This is a genomic window from Capsulimonas corticalis (assembly GCF_003574315.2).
Classification (GTDB): Bacteria; Armatimonadota; Armatimonadia; order Armatimonadales; family Capsulimonadaceae; genus Capsulimonas; species Capsulimonas corticalis.
The window spans coordinates 2,550,160-2,571,132 of sequence record NZ_AP025739.1; the positions used below are offsets into that span (position 1 = coordinate 2,550,160).

Genomic DNA, 20,973 nt, shown 5'->3' on the forward strand with positions numbered 1-20,973 from the left:
CGGCTCACGGAGTCATCAGAAATCCGTGGGCCATCCCGCCGCGGTCAAAGTAAAACCCGGCGATCTGGCGCTGGTTATTGATGCTTTGCGCTAGGACCGGCCCGCGCGAGCCGGAGACGGTCAGTCGTTGGAAGACGCCCCGGCGCCAGAGGTAACAGGGCGCCGGGCTCTGCGGCGCCTCACCCAGGCAATTCCCCACGATGTCGTCCCGGTCGTTGAGGCCGGTTACGATGAAATGCGTTTGAGCGCCGCTGGTGCGCAGCATCGAACGCCCGCCGTTGATGGAGAGATAGGTATGCTCTCCGTCGCTGTCGCGGTACGTGGCCGCGATATGACCGAGGTTATTGATGGCGACGCCCAGCATATGGAGATCGCGAACGCCCTTGGGGTCGATGGACATGTACTTTCCCGCCTTCCACAGATAGAGATGCCGCTTACCCTGGGAATCCGTATAAACGCCCGCGATCTGGTCTTTATCGTTGATGCTGAGGGCGTACGTGTCGGCGGCCCCGGGGTAGTCCATCGGTATCGTCAGGCCGCGATCGAGCAGGAAGCCGTGGAAGCCGCCCTTGCGGTCGTAGTAGGACCCGACGATCTTTCCCTGGTTATTCCACGCCGCCGCGCTGGTGGTGGAAAAGCCGGCGTGCGGAAAGTCGAATGTTTTGTAAAAGCCGTACGACATCTGAAAGTAGTTCGTCGTGAGGCGGATATCGATATAACTCCCCAGAACCTCGCCGCGATTGTTGACGCTTCGGAGAAATGTGCCGCCGATCGCTCTCGGCGCGTCAATCGTGGCGCACTTTGCTGGCGGCGGCGATTCCGCTCGGACCCCGGCCGCTCCGTTCAGATACGCGATCGCGCACAGACCCAATGTCCAGCTTCTCATGATCATGGGCTATCGCTTTTCCGCCGTCATGCGGATCCCATGCCTGGGCCGAAGCGTGATGATCGGCATCGTGGCGATGGGATGACCGGGAACAAGCCGAAACCGCCAGCGCTGGGCGAGGGCGGCGAGGACGAGGATCAGCTCCATCCACGCGAACTGCTCGCCGATGCAGACGCGCGGGCCGCCGCCGAAGGGATAGTAGGCGAACTTGGGCAGCGCGGCCTCAAACTCGGGCGTCCAGCGGGTTGGATCGAAGCGCTCGGGATCTTGATAGAAGCGGGCGTCGTGGTGCGTGACGGATTGGGAGACGAGGAAAACCGTTCCCGGAGGAATGGTGTATTCGCCGATGGCGTAGGGCGTCACCGCGCGCCGCCCAATGACCCAGGCGGGCGGATAGAGCCGCATCGATTCGGCGAGGACTTTGCGCGTGTAGGGCAGGGCTGGCAGGTCGGCGATATTAGGGATGCGTCCTCCGAGAGCGCCGGCGAGCTCGGCGTGGAGAGCGGCTTCCGCCTCGGGATGTTCGCTCAGCAGATACCAGGTCCAGGAGAGGGCGTTGGCCGTGGTTTCGTGGCCGGCGAGGAAGATCGTCATGGCTTCGTCGCGCACCTGCTCGTCGGTCATGCGCGCGCCGTCCTCGTCTTCGTCACGCGCGGCGAGCAGCATCGAGAGCAGGTCGCCCCGGTCGTCGTCCGTGCGCCGGTGCTCGGCGATCATGCGATAAATCACGGCGTCCAGGCGGGCGCGGGCCGCGTTGAACCGCCGAACCTGAGGCAGCGGCAGGCGGGCCAGCACATCCGCGAAGGGCAGCATGAGCAGATGGAAAAGCTGAATCGCCTCGCCGAGCGCGGAGCTGATCTCCGCCGCCTCGTTTTCCACGTCCGCGCCAAAGAGCGTCTTGCCGACGATCCCCAGCGTCAGGCGCATCATCTCTTCCGCCACATCGACCGTGTCGCCATCCCGCCACCACTGCGCCGCGCGTTCGGCTTCCGACGCCATCACGAGGCCATATTCGGCGATCCGCTGCCGGTGAAACGCCGGCTGCATCATCCGTCGCTGGCGCAGATGGTAAGGGCCTTCGCTGGTGAGCAGCCCGTCGCCCAGCAGTCGTTTCGCCCGCTGGAGACCCCGCCCTTTATGGAACTGCTTGGCGTGCGTGACTAATACATCGCGAATGAGATCGGGATGATTGACCAGAAGCATCGGCTGCGGGCCGATCTGAAACGACACGATATCGCCGTAGTCATGCGTCAGCGAGCGCAGGAAATGGATCGGGTCGCGCCGATAGAGTCGCGCGCTGGCGAAGAGCGTTGCGGACCTGGGACCGGGCGGAAGGGTGGGCATCGCGGATTCCTATCGCATCGAAGGCGTCTTGGAAATATTATGCCCGAAGTATGCGCGTGGAATTGCGTTCGCACGTTTAATTTCCGCGGACTCTGCGCACAATAAGAAGGTACGGCGCGATGAAATCCCGTCGCCATAGGACGATGATCCTCACCGCAGGACGATCAGAGCTCGAGAAAGGCGCCGAATCTTATGACCACCGATCAGATCACCAAGCAGTTTTTAGATGCGCTCTTCCGGCTGGAGTCCCGCCGGGATGTGGAAACGATCTCCGCGCTCTTCGCGGAAAACAGCGAGGTCGGCAATATCCTGGCGCCCGAAAAGTATGTCGGACCCACCGGAGCGCACAAGTTCTGGACACTTTACCGGGACATGTTCAGCGATGTGCACTCCAATTTCCGCAATGTCATTGCCTGCGAAGGACGTACGGCGCTGGAGTGGACCACGGCCGGCCGCACGCCGGACGGCGCCGCTGTCACTTACACCGGCGTAAGCATCCTGGAGACGGACGCCCAGCAAATCACGCGCTTCCAGGCTTACTTTGACCCGAGCAATTTGGGACGGCAGATCGAAGCCGCTCCCGCTAACGACACACGAAAGGCGACAGCCATGCCCGATACCGATCCCACACAGCCGGTTGAGCCGGTCATCACCGAAGACCCCGCCAGCGACGGCGTCGTCGGCGGCGTTTACACGCCCCACGACACCACGCCGTTCGACGGCGCGACTATCCCCGGCGAGCACGAACCCGTGGACGCCGACACCACGACCAACACCTACGAACCCGTCGCCTCCAGCGCCGGCAACCAGAGCAACGTCACGCCGCGCCCCGACGTGTACGACGACGTCGTTCCCGGCCATGATTTGACGCCCGCCCATCACGACGAAAGCCGCGAGCGCGAAAGCGACTTCGAGTACGACGACGAGGACGCGAAGACGCCGGTGTAGGGGGTGGGGACCTGTTCCCTCGTGCTTTAGCGCGTTTCCCACTCGTGTTCTGCCTGCGACGGGCGCTCCGCGCGTTCCCATGTGACCTACCCTGGCGCTTCGCGGGCCGCTCCCTTGCAAACCCACCCCCGGCCTTCGGCCGACCCCTCCCGCCGACGGGAAGGGTTTGTAGGATTGCCTCTTACGATGTGCGCCTGCGATAACACACTCTGAAATTACCCTTCCCGTCGGCGGGAGGGGTCGGCCGAAGGCCGGGGGTGGGTTTGCAAGGGAGCGGCCCGCGAAGCGCCGGGGTAGGTAGGACCTGGGAGCGGCCGGTCGGAGGCCAGGGTAGGTTTGCTCGGGTTGACGCGGAGCGCCGGGTCGGTTTGCCCCGGGGGTGGGTAGATTCGTATGCAATGGGGGAAATAGGTCACTCCTCACCTCTCCGCCCCAAACTCCACCTCATTCGCCCAGTGCGTCATCCAATCGTTGTGAAACGCTAAGAAGTTAACCTTGGACACGCTTCGCCCGGTCGCCAGTTCATAGGACGGCCCGCCGTTGTCGTTTACCCGGAACGAGAACTTGATCGTCTGATGGGCGTCGAGGCGCTTGCGCACGAGCGGGATTTCGGACCAGGGCAGGGCGAGCTCGACGATGCGGGTATTGCCGGCGCGCGTCATGGAGAGTTTGGCGCTTTCGACCGGGCCGCCGTCGATCTTGGCTTTGGGCTGGCGTGGGTAGAAGTGCTTGCGCGGGACGCCGGGCGCGTAGAGGCGCCAGACTTCGGTTCCGCCGCCGTGAGCGGGCGCGACGGCGTTCAGGGCGTACTCATAGTCCGTGTCCCAGTACGCCATGAAACCGGGCATGGTTCCTTTCGGGCTTGCCGCCCAGGGCTTCTTATTCTCCTCCACCACATTGAACGCGATCTGGACATTGTCCGTGCCGCTGCCGGAGGGCAGGGCGGGACTCTTGCGGTACGAATAGCGGCGAATGCCGGCTGGCCACGTCAATGGCGCGGCTTTGGTTTTGTCGGCGTAGGAGACGGCGGGGTAAAAGTAATCGTTGTCATCGCGCTGCGCGAATCGGATGTTACCGTCGTAGGGCGTGGTGTCGGCGATCTTCGCGGCGAAGTAGAAGTAATGGTCGTCGTAGGCAAGATAACCGGTCGCCTGGCCGCTCGCGGCGGCGTCGTCGAAGTTTTGGAACGGGAGCCAGGCTTTTTCCGTGATGCTGGCGGCGATGCCGCCGCCGGAGAGAATCTGGGGCGGAACGCCGGTCCAGTCGTCGAGCTTGCCGTCGACCTGAATGGCGCGATGAGCGATCCAATCGACATGCAGCGTCTCATCGTGCGCTGCGACGCCGTCCGCGCCGGCGTCGAAGGTCACCGTTAACGGATAGGCGTTGCCTGGGCTTTCGGTTCCCGAGACCTCCAGCGCCACTTCACGCGTCTCATGCGCGGCGAGCTGAAGCGTGGGCGGCGCGGCGACGGTGAGGCCGCCGAGCTGGACTTGGAGCGATCCGGAGACCGGCCGGTTCAGGATATTGGTGAGCTTCAAACGCAGCGGGGGGTGCTGGGCGATCGGCGCCGTGAGGTCGCGCGCGATGATCTCGATCGGCTCATACCCCTCGATGCGCGCGGACTTGAGCGCCGCCGTCAGGCGCGCGAAGGAGCCGGGTTTGCCCGAGGCGCGCAGGAAGTAGCCAAGAGCGTTGAGCGGCGTGGTGAACGGTCCAGGCTGGTGGGGGACCGGGTTCCCGTAGAAGTCGAACAGCCGAAACTCTCCGCGCGGGTCCGCCACGGTCATCGCGCCGCTGGTCAGCAGGGGATGCGCCTGGATCGCGGCCGTCAGCGCGGCCCGGTCCGCGGCGGGTGCGTCCGCCGGCAGGGCCGCGAGCTTGGCGCGCGCCGCGACAGCAGCCGCGGCGCCTTCGCGGCTGCGGATGGTGCGGAAGAGCAGTTGGTTGCGGTCGTATATTCCCGCCAGGTCGCCGCCGACGACGATTGTTCCGTCTTCAGGATCGGGATGTCCGGATTTCGGCAGGCCGTCGAAGACGAAGATCCAGGGAAGGCCGTTGGGGAAGAGAATTTGCTTGAAGGCGCGCTGGTCCAGGAATGTCTGCACGGCGGCGACGGCGGCGGCCGGCGGCCACGCCTGCACGATATGGATCGGCGCGCCCGCGCTGTCTTTCAAGTTCGTATTGCCGAAGACATTGCCGCGCCACGTGCCGTTGGCGCGCTGCTGGCCCTGGGCGCGCATCGACGCCGCCATGAGCGCCATTCGGTCCTCGGAGTTCGCCAGCCAGCTTTCGGTGTCCCACACCTGGACGGGGCCATAGGGCGATTTGCGGTCCCGCCAGGCCGGAATGAGGGAGGGGACGGCGGCGAGGGGCTGGTAGTGGATGCTGACAAAGTCCAGATGCGGCAGAAAGGCGTCCGTACCGTCGGCGAAGAATTTATCCAGCGCATTGCTGGACGAGCACGCGCCGCCGACACGCACCCGAGCGCCGCCTCGCCGCGCTTCGTCCACCCCCGCCGCCATCCGCGTGTACATCTCCCGGTACCGGGTGCTGTCCGCGCCCCAGCCGGAGATGGAGATCCCTTCCCACGGCTCGTTCCACAGCTCCAGCGCATTGACCGGGCCTTTGGGGAAGCCAAATTCGGTCGCGATGCGCGCGCACCACTTCTGAAAGTCGGCGTCGCTGGACGGCGACCAGGCGTAGTCGCCTTTGTTCCCATACATCACATCATCGGCGTCGAGATACGTGCGCAGGCGATCGAGCGGCTGCGGCGCGAGATTGCCGTCCGCCTCCACTGTCAGCATCACGGAGATGTTGTTATCCTGAAGCAGCTTCAAGCGATCCTTCAGATCCTGATACTGTTTGGCGAACGCCGGCGAATCCATGGGAAGATAGCCGACCTCCATCCGCGCCGCCTTTACGCCCAGGCGCTTAAAAACGCCGATGCTTTGCTCGTTGATATCGGCGGGCAAGGGGATATCCATGGAGTTCGTGGGAACCTCCACGCGTCCCGGCTCGGCGGGAAGCGAGCGGACGACCGACGCCGCGAAGGCGCGGCCGGCCGCGCCCAGATCCAGCACCAGCGCGTACCCGCCGAAGGTCTCGGGGATCGACGGCGTCACGGTCACCTCTCGGGTCTCCCCCGCCGCAAGCGTTACGTCCACCGGCGCGTTGCCGCAGTCGGCGATCTTGAAGACATCGGGACGCCAGACATCGCCCGCCCGCCCGCGCGTGCCGTACTGGATGATATCGAGCCGCCCGGTCGCCGCGATGGCTTTGTCGGAGGTATTCTTGATCCGGAACGTAAAGGAAGGCTTGTCTCCCGGCCAGAGGATATTGGCGAGGACATCCGCTTTGACCTCCTCCACCGTAAACTGACTGGCCGGCGAGGCGCCGAACACGCCGCCATTGTCTTTGATTAACCGCGATCCATCCACCATCTGCGCGCGCGCGCCGCTCCCCAGCGCGCCCATCCATAGCGCGGCCAGTCCCAGCGGCCAAAGCCGTCGTGAAATTCCCATATTCGTGGCTGCTCCCCATTGCGCCGCCGCGCGGCCTATGAGATATCGTACCATGGTAATTGTACTGGGTTGCGTGAATTTTTGCGGGTAAACTGTGATATTAGGTGCTATATGCTTTAGAAGAGGAGACTACGGATCATTGAGCGACATGAAGATGCGACAGGCGCTGAAAGAGCAGCAGCACGCCGGGCTGGCGATGCTTGCGCGGTGCGTGGCTCATTGTCCGGAAGAGATGTGGCTTGAGGGCGAGCACCCACGAACGTTCTGGCGCATCGCGTTTCACGCCGCCTTCTTTACACACCTTTACTTAGGCCAGAACGAGGCGGCGTTTCAGCCCTGGCCTGGGCGGCGTGAGGGTATCAGTCAGGGACTCTGGGACTCACCGGGGGATGTCGAGCCATACGAGCTGCCCGAAGGGGCCGATATCTACAAAAAGACCGAGATCCTCGAATATATCGAATTTATCGACGCGCTTGTCGATCCCATTGTCGATCATCTCGATCTCGATTCCGACGATTCTGGCTTTGCATGGTACAAGAACATAAGCAAGATGTCTCATGAGCTCTTGAACCTGCGCCATCTGCAGGGCCATGTGGGGCAGTTGTCTGAACTGCTGATGCAGAAGAGGATCGATATCGACTGGATCTCTCAGTGACGCAAAAACGGCCGGCGGTGTTACCCGCCGGCCATTCCGTGTTCCTATCGCCAAGAGAAGGACTAGTCGAAGTAGACAGCCTTACCGGACTTCGCGGACTCGTAGATCGCTTCCAGAATCTGGGAGACGACATAAGCCTGGTTCGGAAGGACGATCGGGTCGGTATCGTTGATGATCGAGTCGATCCAGAGGCGCGCTTCCAGGGTCGAGTCGTTCTCCGATTTTCCGGAGTAGAACGCGACGCCGCCGGCCTTCAGGTCGACTTCCTGGGTGTAAAGGCGGCTGAATTGCTCGCCGTTGATGCGCAGGCCGCCGATCATGTCCGCGCCGCCTTCGGTGCCCGATAGGGAGCACTTGGCTTCGTCCACGTTCAGCGTGTTGAGCGCCCAGCTGCTCTCCAGGATGATCGTCGCGCCGTTCTTCATCGTGATGAAGCCGAACGCCGAATCTTCCACGGTGAACTTCTTGGGATCCCACGGGCCCCAGGCGTTCGCGGCGTTCTCACGCTGCGAGAGCTTGTGGTACGACGTGCCCAGGACGGCCTTGGGCTCGTAGTTGTTCATCATCCAGAGGGTGAGGTCGAGCGCGTGGGTGCCGATGTCGATCAGCGGACCGCCGCCCTGCTTCTCCTCGTCCAGGAACACGCCCCAGGTGGGGACGGCCCGTCGGCGGATGGCGTGGCCCTTGGCGAAGTAGATCTCGCCGAGCGCGCCGCTGTCCACAACCTTCTTGAGGTGCTGGCTGTCGGCGCGGAATCGGTTGTTGTAACCGACGGTCAGCTTCTTGCCGGTCTTGATCGAGGCGTCCAGCATGCGCTTGGCGTCGGCCGCGGTCTTCGCCATCGGCTTTTCGGACATGACGTGCTTGCCGGCTTCCAGCGCCGCAATGGCGATGTCCGCGTGGGCGTCGTTGGGGGTGCAGACCTGGACGACGTCAATAGACGGGTCCTTGAGCATCTCGCGGTAATCGGTGTAAACCTTGGCGTCGGGCGTGCCATATTCCTTGGCCGCCAGTTTCGCCTTATCTTCGATGATGTCGACGAATGCGACTTGCTCTACGTTATCCAGCGTAGCAAGGCTGGGCATATGCTTGCCGTTGGCGATGCCGCCGGTACCGACAATTGCGATTTTTAAAATCTTCGACACAGACAAATTCCCCCTTCGCGTTAGGAACATTCCCAAGCGCGGTGTTTAGCGATAGACGCCGCGATCTCCTGCGTCTTCTCGTCCCCATTTTACAATATTTTCTGAGAAATGTGAACAGCTTTTGCGTTAAAGCAGAATGAAATTTGCGGATCGAAGCGCTCTGTTTGCGCTCAGGCGCCAATTCCATCCCCGGAACGGGCGATTCCCACGACTTTACCATGAATTTGCAGGGCCGATGGGTCGGGGACCGGGATGGGCGCAAAGTCGGGATTGGAGGGCAGCAGCGTCACTTCGCCGCCGGGCGAGCGATGGAACCGCTTGACGGTGGCGCGGTCGTCCGCGAACCATGCGGCCACCAGGTCGCCGCTTTGCGCGCTTTCCTGCCGCCGGAGCAAAATCAGGTCGCCGGGGCGCAGGCCGTCGCCGCTCATGCTCTCGCCGTCGATCGTCAGCAGGAAGTAACTGTCGCTCGGGTTGAGACCAGCCGCGTCGATGTCATAGTACTCCGTCGGCTCCTCGCCCGTCTCGCGCGGCGGCCCGGCGGCGATATCGCCGTACATCTGAATACGCCGTGTCTCGAAGCGATGTTCGGCCGTGGCCGGCCCCGTCCGAAACTGGAACACGGGCAGGCGCGCCGGCTCGGCGATCTCTCGCGCGGGAAGGGGCGCCGGGATCATGGGGGACATCGGCGCCGCGGCTGGCTCGGAAGGAGCGTTCGGGAGCGGCGCGGTTTCCGCGATTCCGGGAGGAATGTGGCCGCGCGACCCGGTGTAGAGCTGCGCGTTATCGAAGAAGAAGTTCTTGACGAAATCCGAGGAGGCGTTCTGCTGCGTCTCCCACATCATATAAAGCTTGGCGCTGAGATCGTCGGCCATATGCACGATCAGCGCTTCGGGAAATCGCGGCGTGACCGGCGCTCCGTAGTCCAGGCGTCCGTGGTGCGAGAGGATGATGTGCTGGAGGGCGTCGCTCATCTCCTCGGAGATATTGTCCATACGTCCCAGCAGCGCCGCGACCTTGCGATAGCCGAGCATCGTATGGCCCATCAGATGGCCCTGGCGCGTGTATTGATAGCCGTCGCCGCCCTGCTCCAGCTCGTACACCTTGCCGATATCGTGGAGCAGCGCGCCGGCGATAATCAAATCGCGGGAGAGATCGCTGGTGCGCCATCGGACAGCCCCATCCACGATGGAGACGGCGAGGTCGGTCACTTCGAGCGAATGCTGCATCAGTCCGTGGGAGAAGGCGTGGTGCGCGCTTTTGGCGGCAGGCGAGAGGGCGAACTTCTCCCGGAACGCGCCGCTGAACGTCTTTGTGAGCAGCGCGCGCAGTCCGGGATGCGTCACCTGACGGATGTAGTCGTCGAGGCGCGCCGAAAGCTGCGCCGCCGGTTCGCAGCGAGCCCAATGGTAGAGCGATTCATCGGCGGGTTTGGCGCAGGGGCGGAGCCAGTCGGTCAGGTGCAGCTGCCGGGAGCCATTGAACTCGGCGACGCGCCCCCGCGCATAGACATAGGTAAAGTGGCGCACATCGACATGTTCGGAGAGCGACGGATCCCAGCGCACGGCCGTACATTGACCGGTGTGATCCTGAAGCAGGATCTCCAGGCGGCGCTTTTTGCCGGGAGGCTCGTGCAGCGTGAATCCCGCGACGACGAACACATCGTCCACCTCGTCATTGACCTGCAAGCCCTTGGCGAATTGCCGTTTCATCCCAGTCCTCATCCGCGCGACCCCGTGATATTTTAGTATACTAGCACGGGGTCAAAAAATGAGGCGGGCGGACGAAAAATGAGTAAACAATCGACGATCATCAGTTCGGTAGCGGCGACATTGCGGGCAATGTCCAGCGCTTTGCCGCCTAAGGCGCTGGATTGACGATTGCGGCGACTTCGGCTTGACGTTCGGTTTTCGGGGCGGGCTTGGACATGTACGGGCGCTCGAAGGCAAGGTGGAACAGGTAGGCCGCCCCGAGTGAAACAGGGACGCCGACGAGATAAATTAACGCTAGCCGCGAAGCGTCGGAAACATGATGCTGGACCATGGTGTTACGCATTTTCTGAAGGATCGGATAATGCACCAGATAGAGGCTATACGAAAATGTCCCGAGAACCATCATGACCCGCGACTCCAATCCCCGGACAACCGTCTTATGGAGCCAGCTGGACCGTGGATTATTGGCGCAGGCAAGGATCAGCAGCGCTGTGAATGCTCCGATGATCGGATCGACTGCCCAGGAGAAATTATCGGGGTCGAGCCATGAGGGACGTAAGAATGTGATTGAGAGCATCACAATCGCCATGACTGCGAGGACGGTATTTTGCTGATTGGGATTTTTGATCCAGCGATATTGCGCGATCGGACTGGACAGAACAACCGCCGCAGCCATTCCCATGGCGAAGAGCCCTAAATACCAGGGCGCTGTCCAGCTCAAGTTTGCGGCCGTTGGAAGAAGGAGAATTGGTGAATAGCCGATGAGGTAGCCAGTAATGACAGCCCACAGGATCCCAAACCGCCGCCAGATCGGAAGCAGTATCAGGGCAAATAGGAAATAAATCTGCCATTCCCAGGCGGCGCTCCACATGGGGCCGTCGAGGGCCATATTGTATTTGCTGAACAGGTTATGAATCAGCAGTAAATGGTAGGCAATATTCCGAACGGACAGGTCCGCCTGCTCGGCGCTTTCGTGTTTGGCGAAATGGTGGGAGACGAACAGAATACAAAGCACGAACGCAAGGGCGACGTAATAGGGAGGAAGAATGCGTCTCGCCCGTCGCTTCACAAAACCCAGGAAACCTCCCGACAGCGCTCGATCCTTGGAACGCGCCACGGGCAGCATCAAGCAAAAGCCCGACAGCACGATAAAGACCGCAACCGCGTAATGAGGATAGCTTAGTCCCCGGGTAATAAAATAGAACAGCGGAGAAAATGAGGAGCGGACTTGCCCTGTGGCGACAGTGCCCAGAGTGAATGCGTGCGCGAGCATCACATAGAGCGCCGCCAAGCCACGCAGACCATCCAAATACTCTAACCGAATCCGATTGGGCGCTTCGCTCTGCCCGTGTTTTTCGGAAGAGACTGGAATGGTTTTAGTGACGGTGGACATGGGATAGAGCCTCGCTTCTGCTTGTAAATCTCAGAATAGTCTTATTATGCAGCAAATATTGTGCCAAACTGGTAATTATGGAGTATAGACGATTAATATGGCCTGCCGCTTTGTTCCGGATATCGGCGACGCCGCTGGGAAGCGTGACGAAACTTCGGCCGGCTCGATCCAGAGTTCGTTTGCTAGTCTGAGAATTCGGGTAAAATCTTCGACAGTCGCCTGATAGTGAACTCAATTCCCGACGATATCGTTTTCAAGGAACCGCATTACCGATGAGATCGCATTTGCGCCCAATGCTTGCTGTCCTTGCGCTTTGCATGACCGCTCCCGCCAATTCCGCCGTCGCCCAAACGCCTGCTCCCAGCAGCGCTCCCGTTTCCGTCCCCGCCGCCGCGCCGGCGGGCGCGCATCACCACTGGCGTCATTGGCGGCGTTCGAGCCATTATGGCCATACGGGCCACTACGGGCATCCGTTCGGCGCGGGCGGCGGACACGGGCACACGCTCCGCTGGCATACCGTGCGCGACGGTCACGGTCATCGCGTCAAGCAATGGTACTATGCCGATACCGGCGAAAGCGTCTCGGGGCCGGACGCCGGCGACGACAACACGGCGGCGATGCGCGATCTGGACGCGCCGATGTCGCGCAGCGAGCGCGAGGAGCTGCACGCACAGCGCACCAAGGCCCTCGACCATCTCGCCCAGGTCGAGCAGCGCGTGGAGCACGACCGAATCGAGCGCGCCAAAAAGGCGAAGGCGCGCTTGCACCGCAACCTCGGCGAAGCGAATTCCAAACCACGCGCCGCCAAATAACGGTCCCCGTCGTTACTGCAAACGAAGATCGCCGGCGTTTAAAGCGTCACCCGCCGCCGGTTCGACGATCTTGGAATGGGCCTCTGCCGCTTTGGCGACTTTCCTCCGGTAATACGCCGCCGCCTTCGGCGCGCTGCCGCATTTCTCCACGCACCATCGGCGTTTGTGATTCTTCGTCGTATCGTAGAAAACGCGAACGCAGGACGGACATTCACACTGGCGGAGTAACGACAGATCGGAATGACACAGCAGGTCCACGGCGTCCGCTGCGATCGCCATTCGCCATTGGTCCTCAGGGCGACTGTTCCCGTGGGACTCCTGAAAGCCCTGCCGCTCATACCCGATCTGCGAGTACGCTGGGGCGGCGCGTAAAATCCCGTTCACCGTTTGCAGGGATTCCGCCGAAGGCGGCCTTTGCTCGATCGCGCTGTGGACGAGGTCATGAAGGGCGCCCCGCAGCTCGATGGCCTGGGAGAGCATTCCCTCTCGATATTCCCTCTGGTCGCAGAGCTGTGTCCCGGTAACCTCCTCAGCCATACGCAGCCATCGCATCAGTTCTTCTCCATCGCTGATAAACTCTATCTCCACCCCCCGCCGCATGCATGCCGTGTTGATGAAGTCGAGACAGAGCCGCCCCCCCGCGAACAGGGCGGGAGTATCCAAGTGAAAGTTGTCCATTCTTTGAATTATGACATGCAAACTGAGACTTGACAAGTGAGAAAATAGTCCGTCATAATGATTATGACGGATAAAATGCTGTTTTTGGCGTGAAAATCACGAGTGAGGGAGGTAAGGCATGGCGACACGAGTTGGCATTAATGGCTTTGGGAGGATTGGGCGACTGTCTTTTCGGACGATTGCCGAGAAGTATGCGGGCGATATCGAAATCGTCGCCATCAACGATTTGACGGATGCGAAGACGAACGCGTTTCTTTTGCAGCACGATTCCAATTACGGGAGTTTTCCGGGGACGGTGGTTTCCGACAACAAGGGGCTCATTGTCAATGGGAAAAAGATCAATGTCTACGCCGAACGGGAGCCTGGCGCGATTCCCTGGGACAATGACGGCGTCGATATCGTCTTGGAGGCCACCGGCGTTTTCACGGACGCGAATAAGGCCAGCGCTCACCTGGAGCGCGGCGTCAAGAAAGTGATCATTGGCGCGCCGGCAAAGAACGAGGATATCACCCTCGTCCTCGGCGTCAACCACGATGCTTACGATCCCGCGAAGCACAGGATCATCTCAAACGCAAGCTGCACGACCAACGGGCTCGCGCCGGTCGCGAAGGTTCTCCATGACAACTTTGGCGTCGAGAAGGGGCTTCTGACCGCAATCCACGCCTACACGAACTCGCAGGCGACGGTGGATACCGCCGCCAAGGATCTGCGCGACGCGCGCGCCGCGCAGAATGTCGTCCCGTCCAGCACGGGGGCCGCGAAGGCCGTGGGGCTGGTCATTCCGGATCTGCAAGGCAAGTTTACGGGAATGTCTTTCCGCGTTCCGGTCCCAACCGTTTCCGCCGTGGACTTCACGGCGCTGCTCAGTCGCGAGGTGACGGTCGCCGAGATCAATGAAGCTCACAAAGCGGCCGCCGAGTCCGGTCCGCTCGCGGGCATCCTTCAATATACTGAAGAGCCGCTGGTGTCCACGGACCTCAAGGGCAGCCCCTATTCGTCGATTTTCTCCGCCGTGGATACCATCGGGCTTGGCAATTTCGTCAAAGTCGTCGCCTGGTACGACAACGAGTGGGGATACTCCGTCCGGATCGCCGACCTGATCCAGTTCCTTTCCAAGAAAGGACTCTGAGGCATTCGACCGCCAGCGCCTAATCCAGGCCGATCTGAAGCTCCGTGACGTTCTCCGGCGAATCGTAATCGACCCAGTGCTTGTAGATCTCGCGCGACTCCCAGGTCGGCCTCAGTCCTTGTTCCCCAATCTTGTCCTTCAGCGCCTGATAACCGGTTTGTATGCCCGGCATGCCGCCGATATAGTCCGTCGCAATGCACCGGAAGGGCGGTGTTTCATAAATGACAAACGGTCCGTCCTCCTCGTGCGCGGGCCGCTCCCGGAGCGGCAGGGCAAGGCGCAGCGTGAAGATCTTGTCCAGGGTTCCATCCGCGCCGTCGTAAAGAAATTGGATCGGACCGTCGATGGCGAGCGACTGCTCCTCGGCCGCCACGCCCATTTTCCACGGAACCTCGCCGGCGATTTTCGCGATCTCGGGAATCGTGATCTCATGCGTCGAGACGAGAAACACCATGGCGGGGACTATCTTGATTTCGATGCTCATGCGCGGGCTCCTAAAGGGGTTTTAACCGCAGGTTGTCGTTCAAGTTGCGGTACTGTTCGTCCAGCCGCTGGGAATCGGATTTGATATGTTTCAAGGCGTTTTGCTGCATCTTGGGATCGCTCCACGAGAGATCGTCGATTTCGAGGCGAACCGTGCTGCGCTGGATGAGCATCTCGCGGGCGTCCGCGGTTAGCTGCGTTCGCCATTGCAGACGCTGCGGGGAGGCGCCGGGCGATTTGGAGTCGACATTCGCGGCGGACTGCGCCGCCAGAGCAAGTGCGGTGATCTTGGGTTCGACGTCGTCCATGCGCCGCTGAAGCACCTGCTTGATCTGCTGGATGCGCAGGTCTCCCGACAGCGCGGCGTCCGTGGGCGATTCGCTGGCCGGCGCCGGGGGCGGGGGATTCATCGGGATCGGAGCGAGCGGCGGCCACGAGTCCGAGGACGCTTCCGTGCGGGAGTCGAACGCGCTGCCCCCGAGCGACGGCGCGACGCCGGCCCGGTTCTGCGGCGGCGGCTGCGTCCATTCGGAATAAACGGTCGCGACGACGGAGATCGAAATCGCCAGGCCGATGGACGCGGCGGCGACCCGCACGCGCTTGCGCTCTTCCCGGGTGAGGGGACGCGTGGGCTTCCGGGCTGCTTTCGATTTGGCGTGCTTGGGGCCGATTGGTCCTGGCGGCCGAGGATGCGTCGTCGGCCGGTCCGCAACCCGCGCTCCGCCGGGGATGGGAGCCGCCTGCTCCCGTTCCCACCGCAGATCCAGGATCGCCTTGCGATGCGGATCGGAGAGGATCGCGTACGCCGCGTTTAGCTGCCGCAGCCGGTCTTCAAACGCCATGCGGTTCTGGGGATTGAGGTCGGGGTGATTTTCCTTCGCGAGCCGGCGATACTGCTCCTTCACCTGCTCCAGGGAACTCCCAGGTTCAAGCTCCAGCGCCATATAAGGATCCGGTTCCGCAGTCATACTTTACTTATTCGTAGAAAAACGCGCCGTTTCCTGCTCGCGTGCGCGACGGATTATTGCGATCACGCTCATTTCGCATGAGGTTCGTTTGGACCCAGGCCCCAGGGACTGATGTTTCCATTGCGGCGGTATTCGCGGGGCGTCATGCTCACGAGCTGCTGGAAAGCGTTGGAGAAGTTCGGATAGGCGGTGTAGCCGAGGCGCTCCGCGATCGTCTTGATCGGCAGGTTCGTTTCCTTGAGGAGCAGGCAGGCGCGCTGGATCTTCTGCTCCATCAGGAATGTCCGAGGAGATTTGCCCACGCGGCTATGAAACAGGCGCGAGAGGTGTTCGCGGCTGACGCCGATCTGCCGGGCGACATCGCTGACGCGCAGGTCCGCGCTCTGGTCGGCGGTAATGATCGCGACGGCCTGCTGGACAAGATCCTGCGACTGGTCTGTGTCTTCGCCGGATTGGCGCGACGCCGTCAGGGCCATGATCAATTCCGTCACCAGCTCGACCGCCTCATAGAGCTGGGTTTGGTGGATGTGTGTTTGCCCCGGCGTGTACTGAGGCCCTTCGTATCCCATCAGGCGCTGGATGATCCGGGATTCTCTGGGCAGCCTGTAGATCGGCCCGTACTTTTGCAGCAGGGCGCGCACCATGACATGCGCCTGCAAGCCATGGAACGCGAAGGCGAGGAAGCGCCAGGGTTCCGTGGCCTCCGGCGGATAGTAGTAGCTGGCGAGCGGATTGTTCGTTTCAACCAGAAACGCCTCGCCCGCCTGGATGACATAGGAGCCGCTGGCGTCGGTGATCCCCCCCGCGCCGGCCAGCGTGTAACAGAAATACCGAATCGCGTCGCCTTCTCGCAGGCGGCAGTCGCACCGGTACTCGGGACTGCGCACGACCTGCTCGGAGACCGTCAGCGGGCGCGGAAACAAAGGCGCGTCGCCAAAAATCAGAAAGCCACAATTCCATAGCACTTCAAAGCTTCGCGAGTGGGTGCGGAAGTAATACTCTTGCTCCTCGCGCTTCGGCTTGACCACGAGCGGCGGGGGTAGAACATCGGGGACTTGGGGCAAATGCGCGAGTATTTCATGATTCATAAGGCTGATATAATTACCAGTAAGCGCCAACTACGTCAAGAGTTTGTGTTCATATGGCGTTCACGGCGCCGGCGCCGCTGTCTCACATTACCACAAAACTGCGAGGAATCGCCTCTGGCGGGGCGTCGTGTGCGCATATCACAATACCATAATAAAACGTCACATAGCATGCGTTGACGGGCGCTTGGCTCCGCTCTATAATGAAATTACGTTCATCAGCATCCTCATGGATGTATTCTTCTCACGCACAGGAGCTCGTTATTTATGATTTCCGCACCCAAGACTTTTCGCTCTCAAGGGTTCACTTTGATTGAGCTTCTCGTTGTCATCGCAATCATTGCGATACTTGCTGCGATCCTCTTCCCGGTCTTCGCCAAAGCGCGGGAAAAGGCCCGTCAGATCAGCTGCGCCAGCAACATGAAGCAGCTCGGCCTGGGTCTGATGCAGTACGAGCAGGACTCCGATGAGATGACGCCGACGCCGGACCTCTTCGGCCAGGGCTGGGCAGAGAAGATGTTTCCCTACGTGAAGAGTCGCGAGGCGTTCGGCTGTCCCGACGACCCGACCGCGCCGTCGCCGGGCTTCGTCAGACTCTCCTACGCCTTTAACCTGAACCTCTATCCCAAGGGATCGATCTACAGCAACGAAGTCGGGAACGCCGATACGACGATCGGAGCTCTGGCTGGCATGAACAGCCCGTCCAATACGGTCCAGCTTTTTGAGATCCAGAACCAGTCCGGCGGGCCCTCCGGCCTTCCCGGCGTCCCGCTGGACATGTCCCAGAACAACAGCGGTTCGGGCAACGGCAGCAACAGCGGCGAGGGCGGCTGGACAATCGCCAGCAACTACAACCACGGCCAGTACGCCACGGGGTCCATCGGCGGCTACACGCAGCTCCAGAACTTCCACAACACGACGGGAGTCCACACCGACGGCGCCAACTACCTGGCGGTCGACGGCCATGTGAAGTGGCTGCGCGCCTCCGCCGTCTCCGGCGGCCTGTCCGCCGCGAGCGAGAGCGCCGCCGAGATCCATAACACCGGGTATGGACAGGGCTACGCGGCGGGGACGCAGAGCCTGACGCAGCAGGACGGCTCCAAAGTCGCGATGACCTTCAGCCCGACGTAAACATCGCCGGCGATTTCGAGAAAGACGCGGAGTGATAATCCGCGCCAAAGCACCCGGTTATGAAACCCGGGCCTGGGAGCGACAAGAGCCGCTAACCGTCCGGCACGGCGGGCGCCCTTTGGGCGTAGTCGCGAAGCGACTCCAAGGCGTGGGTTTTATAACCGCGATGCAATCGCGTGGATTTACACCCGGGGTTCTCGCATGGATTTTACGCTCTCATAAAGCCGCCATACCGATCCTATTCACCGAAAGCACTCTTCTCATGACGCCTTCTCGCCTTCTCCGCTCCGCGCTCGCCCTTGGCTTGCTGCTGGCGCCTCTCTCCGCGCGGGCCGCCGCGCCGTCTCCCATCGCCAGCGTCGATCCGTTCATCGGCTCCGACGGTCATGGGCATACGTTTCCCGGCGCCGTGCTTCCCTTCGGCATGGCGGTCTTAAGCCCGGACACGCGGACGGAGACCTGGGACGGCTGTTCGGGATATCTCTACAGCGATCCCGCGATTTTGGGCTTTAGCCACACACATCTTTCGGGAACGGGCGGCGGCTGTTTGGGCGATGTGATGATCATGCCGACGGTCGGCGCCGTGCATTTCGACGCGGGCAAGCCCGGCGATGGTTATATGTCTCGTTTTTCGCACCAGCGCGAGGCGGCCCAGCCGGGATATTATCGGGTCTATTTGCAGGATCCGAAGGTGACCGCCGAACTGACCGCGACCGAGCGCTGCGGCTTCCATCGCGACACCTTTCCGGCGTCGAACGCCGCGCATTTTGTGATCGATCTGGACCATGGCATACAAAACCATGCCTCAGACAGTGAAGTTAAGATCGAGAACAGCACGACGATTTCTGGGTTTCGCAAATCGAACGGGTGGGGCGGGGATCGAATTGTCTTTTACGTGATGCAGTTTTCGAAGCCCTTCGATTCGGTCACACTGCAAAAGAGCGGTCAGACTTTGCCTTTGGGGGCGAGCGAAGCGATGGGCGGCGTGGTCAAGGCGTCCGTGAACTATCACACGAAGGCCGGCGAGGCGATCCTGGTCAAAGTCGGGATTTCCGGGGTCAGCGTCGAGGGCGCGCGTAGGAATCTCAAGACGGAAATTCCCGCCTGGAACTTCAAAGGCGTTCGGAGCGCGGCCGCGCGGGCGTGGAGCCGCGTGCTGGACACGGCGCAGGTGACGACGCCGGATCCGCATGTGCGCCGGACGTTTTACACCAACTTCTATCTTTCGTGCATTGGCCCTTCGCTGTTCAACGACGTGGACGGCGCGTATCGCGGCCTGGATCATCGGGTCCACACACATCCCAAATTCCAGAACTACACGGCGTTCTCGCTCTGGGACACCTACCGGGCTGAGCATCCGCTGCTGACGCTGTTGCAGCCGGCGCGCGTGGACGATATGGTCAACACGCTGCTGACCGAATACCATCAGCAGGCGTCGCGCACCACGCCGATCTGGCCGCTCTGGGAGAACGAGACCTGGTGCATGATCGGTTATCATTCGGTTTCCGTGATGGCGGACGCCTACTTGAAGGGCTTCCGGGGCTTCGACGGTGAGGCGGCGTACCAGGCAATGCGCGATACGGCCATGCAGGACCGGAACGGACAGGACACTTATCAGACGCTGGGATATGTCGCCTCGACGCCGGGCATGCAGGCCGCGTCTAAGACGATTGAGTACGCCGTCGACGACTGGAGCATCGCGTGTATGGCGGATGCGCTCGGCCATCACGACGACGCCAAAATGTTCTATGCTCGCGCCGCGCACTATGTCAATCTTTACGACGCTGGGACAGGGTTCCTGCGCGGCCGCAAGGCGAATGGCGAGTGGCGTCCCCGATTCGACGCCATCGGTCAGATTAACGACGAGTACACCGAGGCTGACGCCTGGCAGTACGCCTTCGCTGTGCAGCAAGACGTCTCCGGCATGATCCGTATGTACGGCGGCGACGCCGCCTTTGCCAATAAATTGGACGCGCTGTTCGCGATGAGCTCGAAGACGCGCATCATTATCCCGGACATTACGGGCCTGATCGGCCAGTACGCGCAGGGCGACGAGCAGTGCCACCACATCGCGTATCTCTACGATTACGCCGGTCAGCCTTACAAAACCCAGAAGTGGACGCGGGAGGTGATGCGCCGGGAATATCAAGACACCCCCGCCGGCGAGTGCGGCAACGTGGATTGTGGGCAGATGGCCGCCTGGTATGTCTTCAGCGCCCTAGGCTTCTATCCCGTCAATCCCTCCAGCGGAGTCTATGCAATCGGCAGTCCTGGGGTGGACAAGGCGGTCCTGCATCTCGACGCCAAAAAGTACGGCGGCCGCACGTTCACCGTGATCGCCCAGAACAACAGTCCAAAGAACGTCTATATCCAATCGGCGATATGGAACGGAAAGCCGTACGAACGCGCCTGGATCACGCATCGCGAATTGACGGGCGGCGGCGTGCTGCGCCTTGTGATGGGCCCGAAGCCGAACACACGCTGGGGCGCCGCGCCGTCCGTACGCCCCCCGGCCACCATGCCCGCCGGATTTGTCTACCCGAAGTTTCCGGCTCCGTCGGTGGATAAAATTGCGGCGCTCACGATCCCAATCCATGTCGCCTGCGGAAGCGACGATTCTATCGGCGATTTCGTCTCCGATCCCAACATGCTGGACGGCCAGCAGAACCGAACCGACGCGGCCGTTGAGACCAGTGTTCCGAACGCTGCGCCAGTCGGCGTCTATCAGAGCGAGCGCTATGGGAACGATCTGGCGTATCAATATCGCGTCCCCAAGGGCCGCTATACGGTGCGCCTGCACTTTGCCGAAGACTTCGACAAGGAGGCCGGCCAGCGTTTGGAGAACATCGCCGTCAACGGCGCGACGGTCCGTAAGGACTTCGATATTCTCCAAAGCGCGGGCGGAACGTACAAGGCGATTGTCCTGTCGTTCGCCGGCGTTCGTCCCGGCGCCGCCGGGGCGATCTCGATCCGAGTCTGGGCGGCGTCCGGCAGCCCGGATCAAAACGCCAAGATCAATGGGATTGAGATTCTGCCGGAATAACGTGCTTGACACCCTTGCGGCGGAGTGATAGAATGGGTGA

Annotated in this window: 16 protein-coding genes; 6 read left to right on the forward strand and 10 right to left on the reverse strand. The window is 61.5% G+C overall.

Annotated elements, in window-relative coordinates:
- Positions 1 to 4: 4 nt before the first annotated feature.
- Both D5261_RS10885 and D5261_RS10890 read right to left on the reverse strand, forming a co-directional pair.
- Positions 5 to 892 carry a hypothetical protein gene (locus D5261_RS10885; protein ID WP_119323534.1) on the reverse strand — a complete coding sequence of 296 codons (888 nt, stop codon included), beginning with the start codon at positions 890 to 892 and terminating at the stop codon, positions 5 to 7.
- Between the two features lie 3 nt (positions 893 to 895).
- Complete coding sequence (locus D5261_RS10890) at positions 896 to 2,230, reverse strand: cytochrome P450 (RefSeq protein ID WP_119323535.1); 1,335 nt, start codon at positions 2,228 to 2,230, stop codon at positions 896 to 898.
- Positions 2,231 to 2,422: 192 nt separating this feature from the next.
- Here D5261_RS10890 and D5261_RS10895 point away from each other — a divergent pair, with 192 nt between their 5' ends.
- On the forward strand, positions 2,423 to 3,178 hold the full coding sequence (locus D5261_RS10895; RefSeq protein WP_119323536.1) for a nuclear transport factor 2 family protein: 756 nt from the start codon (positions 2,423 to 2,425) through the stop codon (positions 3,176 to 3,178).
- Between the two features lie 419 nt (positions 3,179 to 3,597).
- Here D5261_RS10895 and D5261_RS10900 read toward each other — a convergent pair whose 3' ends face one another.
- A complete protein-coding gene (locus D5261_RS10900) occupies positions 3,598 to 6,699 on the reverse strand; it encodes a hypothetical protein (RefSeq protein WP_119323537.1) in 3,102 nt (1,033 codons plus the stop codon).
- Between the two features lie 139 nt (positions 6,700 to 6,838).
- On the opposite strand from D5261_RS10900, the gene D5261_RS10905 reads away from it, so the two are divergent.
- Positions 6,839 to 7,354, forward strand: coding sequence for a hypothetical protein (locus tag D5261_RS10905; RefSeq protein ID WP_301002469.1), 516 nt, complete (start codon positions 6,839 to 6,841; stop codon positions 7,352 to 7,354).
- A gap of 62 nt (positions 7,355 to 7,416) precedes the next feature.
- Here D5261_RS10905 and D5261_RS10910 read toward each other — a convergent pair whose 3' ends face one another.
- The 3 genes from D5261_RS10910 to D5261_RS10920 all read right to left on the reverse strand — a co-directional run bounded on the left by D5261_RS10910 (position 7,417) and on the right by D5261_RS10920 (position 11,604).
- On the reverse strand, positions 7,417 to 8,499 hold the full coding sequence (locus tag D5261_RS10910) for a Gfo/Idh/MocA family protein (RefSeq protein ID WP_119323539.1): 1,083 nt from the start codon (positions 8,497 to 8,499) through the stop codon (positions 7,417 to 7,419).
- Positions 8,500 to 8,669: 170 nt separating this feature from the next.
- Positions 8,670 to 10,211 carry a S24 family peptidase gene (locus D5261_RS10915; protein WP_165864478.1) on the reverse strand — a complete coding sequence of 514 codons (1,542 nt, stop codon included), beginning with the start codon at positions 10,209 to 10,211 and terminating at the stop codon, positions 8,670 to 8,672.
- Positions 10,212 to 10,359: 148 nt separating this feature from the next.
- A complete protein-coding gene (locus D5261_RS10920) occupies positions 10,360 to 11,604 on the reverse strand; it encodes an acyltransferase family protein (RefSeq protein WP_119323541.1) in 1,245 nt (414 codons plus the stop codon).
- Between the two features lie 272 nt (positions 11,605 to 11,876).
- Between D5261_RS10920 and D5261_RS10925 the strand changes: the two genes are divergently transcribed.
- Complete coding sequence (locus tag D5261_RS10925; protein WP_125206204.1) at positions 11,877 to 12,416, forward strand: hypothetical protein; 540 nt, start codon at positions 11,877 to 11,879, stop codon at positions 12,414 to 12,416.
- 12 nt (positions 12,417 to 12,428) lie between these two features.
- Here D5261_RS10925 and D5261_RS10930 read toward each other — a convergent pair whose 3' ends face one another.
- Entirely contained in the window at positions 12,429 to 13,079 is a 651-nt protein-coding gene (locus D5261_RS10930) for a CGNR zinc finger domain-containing protein (RefSeq protein WP_165864479.1), read from the reverse strand.
- 133 nt (positions 13,080 to 13,212) lie between these two features.
- Here D5261_RS10930 and gap point away from each other — a divergent pair, with 133 nt between their 5' ends.
- A complete protein-coding gene (gene gap, locus D5261_RS10935; protein ID WP_119323544.1) occupies positions 13,213 to 14,223 on the forward strand; it encodes a type I glyceraldehyde-3-phosphate dehydrogenase in 1,011 nt (336 codons plus the stop codon).
- A gap of 19 nt (positions 14,224 to 14,242) precedes the next feature.
- Here gap and D5261_RS10940 read toward each other — a convergent pair whose 3' ends face one another.
- From D5261_RS10940 to D5261_RS10950, 3 genes are all read right to left on the reverse strand, one after another.
- Positions 14,243 to 14,707, reverse strand: coding sequence for a GyrI-like domain-containing protein (locus D5261_RS10940; RefSeq protein ID WP_119323545.1), 465 nt, complete (start codon positions 14,705 to 14,707; stop codon positions 14,243 to 14,245).
- A 10-nt stretch (positions 14,708 to 14,717) separates the two neighbouring features.
- On the reverse strand, positions 14,718 to 15,674 hold the full coding sequence (locus D5261_RS10945; protein ID WP_119323546.1) for a J domain-containing protein: 957 nt from the start codon (positions 15,672 to 15,674) through the stop codon (positions 14,718 to 14,720).
- Between the two features lie 68 nt (positions 15,675 to 15,742).
- Entirely contained in the window at positions 15,743 to 16,762 is a 1,020-nt protein-coding gene (locus tag D5261_RS10950) for a helix-turn-helix transcriptional regulator (RefSeq protein WP_119323547.1), read from the reverse strand.
- Positions 16,763 to 17,026: 264 nt separating this feature from the next.
- On the opposite strand from D5261_RS10950, the gene D5261_RS10955 reads away from it, so the two are divergent.
- Together D5261_RS10955 and D5261_RS10960 are read left to right on the forward strand one after the other, a co-directional pair.
- Positions 17,027 to 17,890 (forward strand): DUF1559 family PulG-like putative transporter, encoded by an 864-nt coding sequence (locus tag D5261_RS10955; RefSeq protein WP_119323548.1) that lies wholly within the window; start codon positions 17,027 to 17,029, stop codon positions 17,888 to 17,890.
- Between the two features lie 262 nt (positions 17,891 to 18,152).
- Positions 18,153 to 20,933, forward strand: a complete 2,781-nt coding sequence (locus tag D5261_RS10960) for a GH92 family glycosyl hydrolase (protein WP_165864480.1) — start codon at positions 18,153 to 18,155, stop codon at positions 20,931 to 20,933.
- The last annotated feature ends 40 nt before the right edge of the window (positions 20,934 to 20,973 follow it).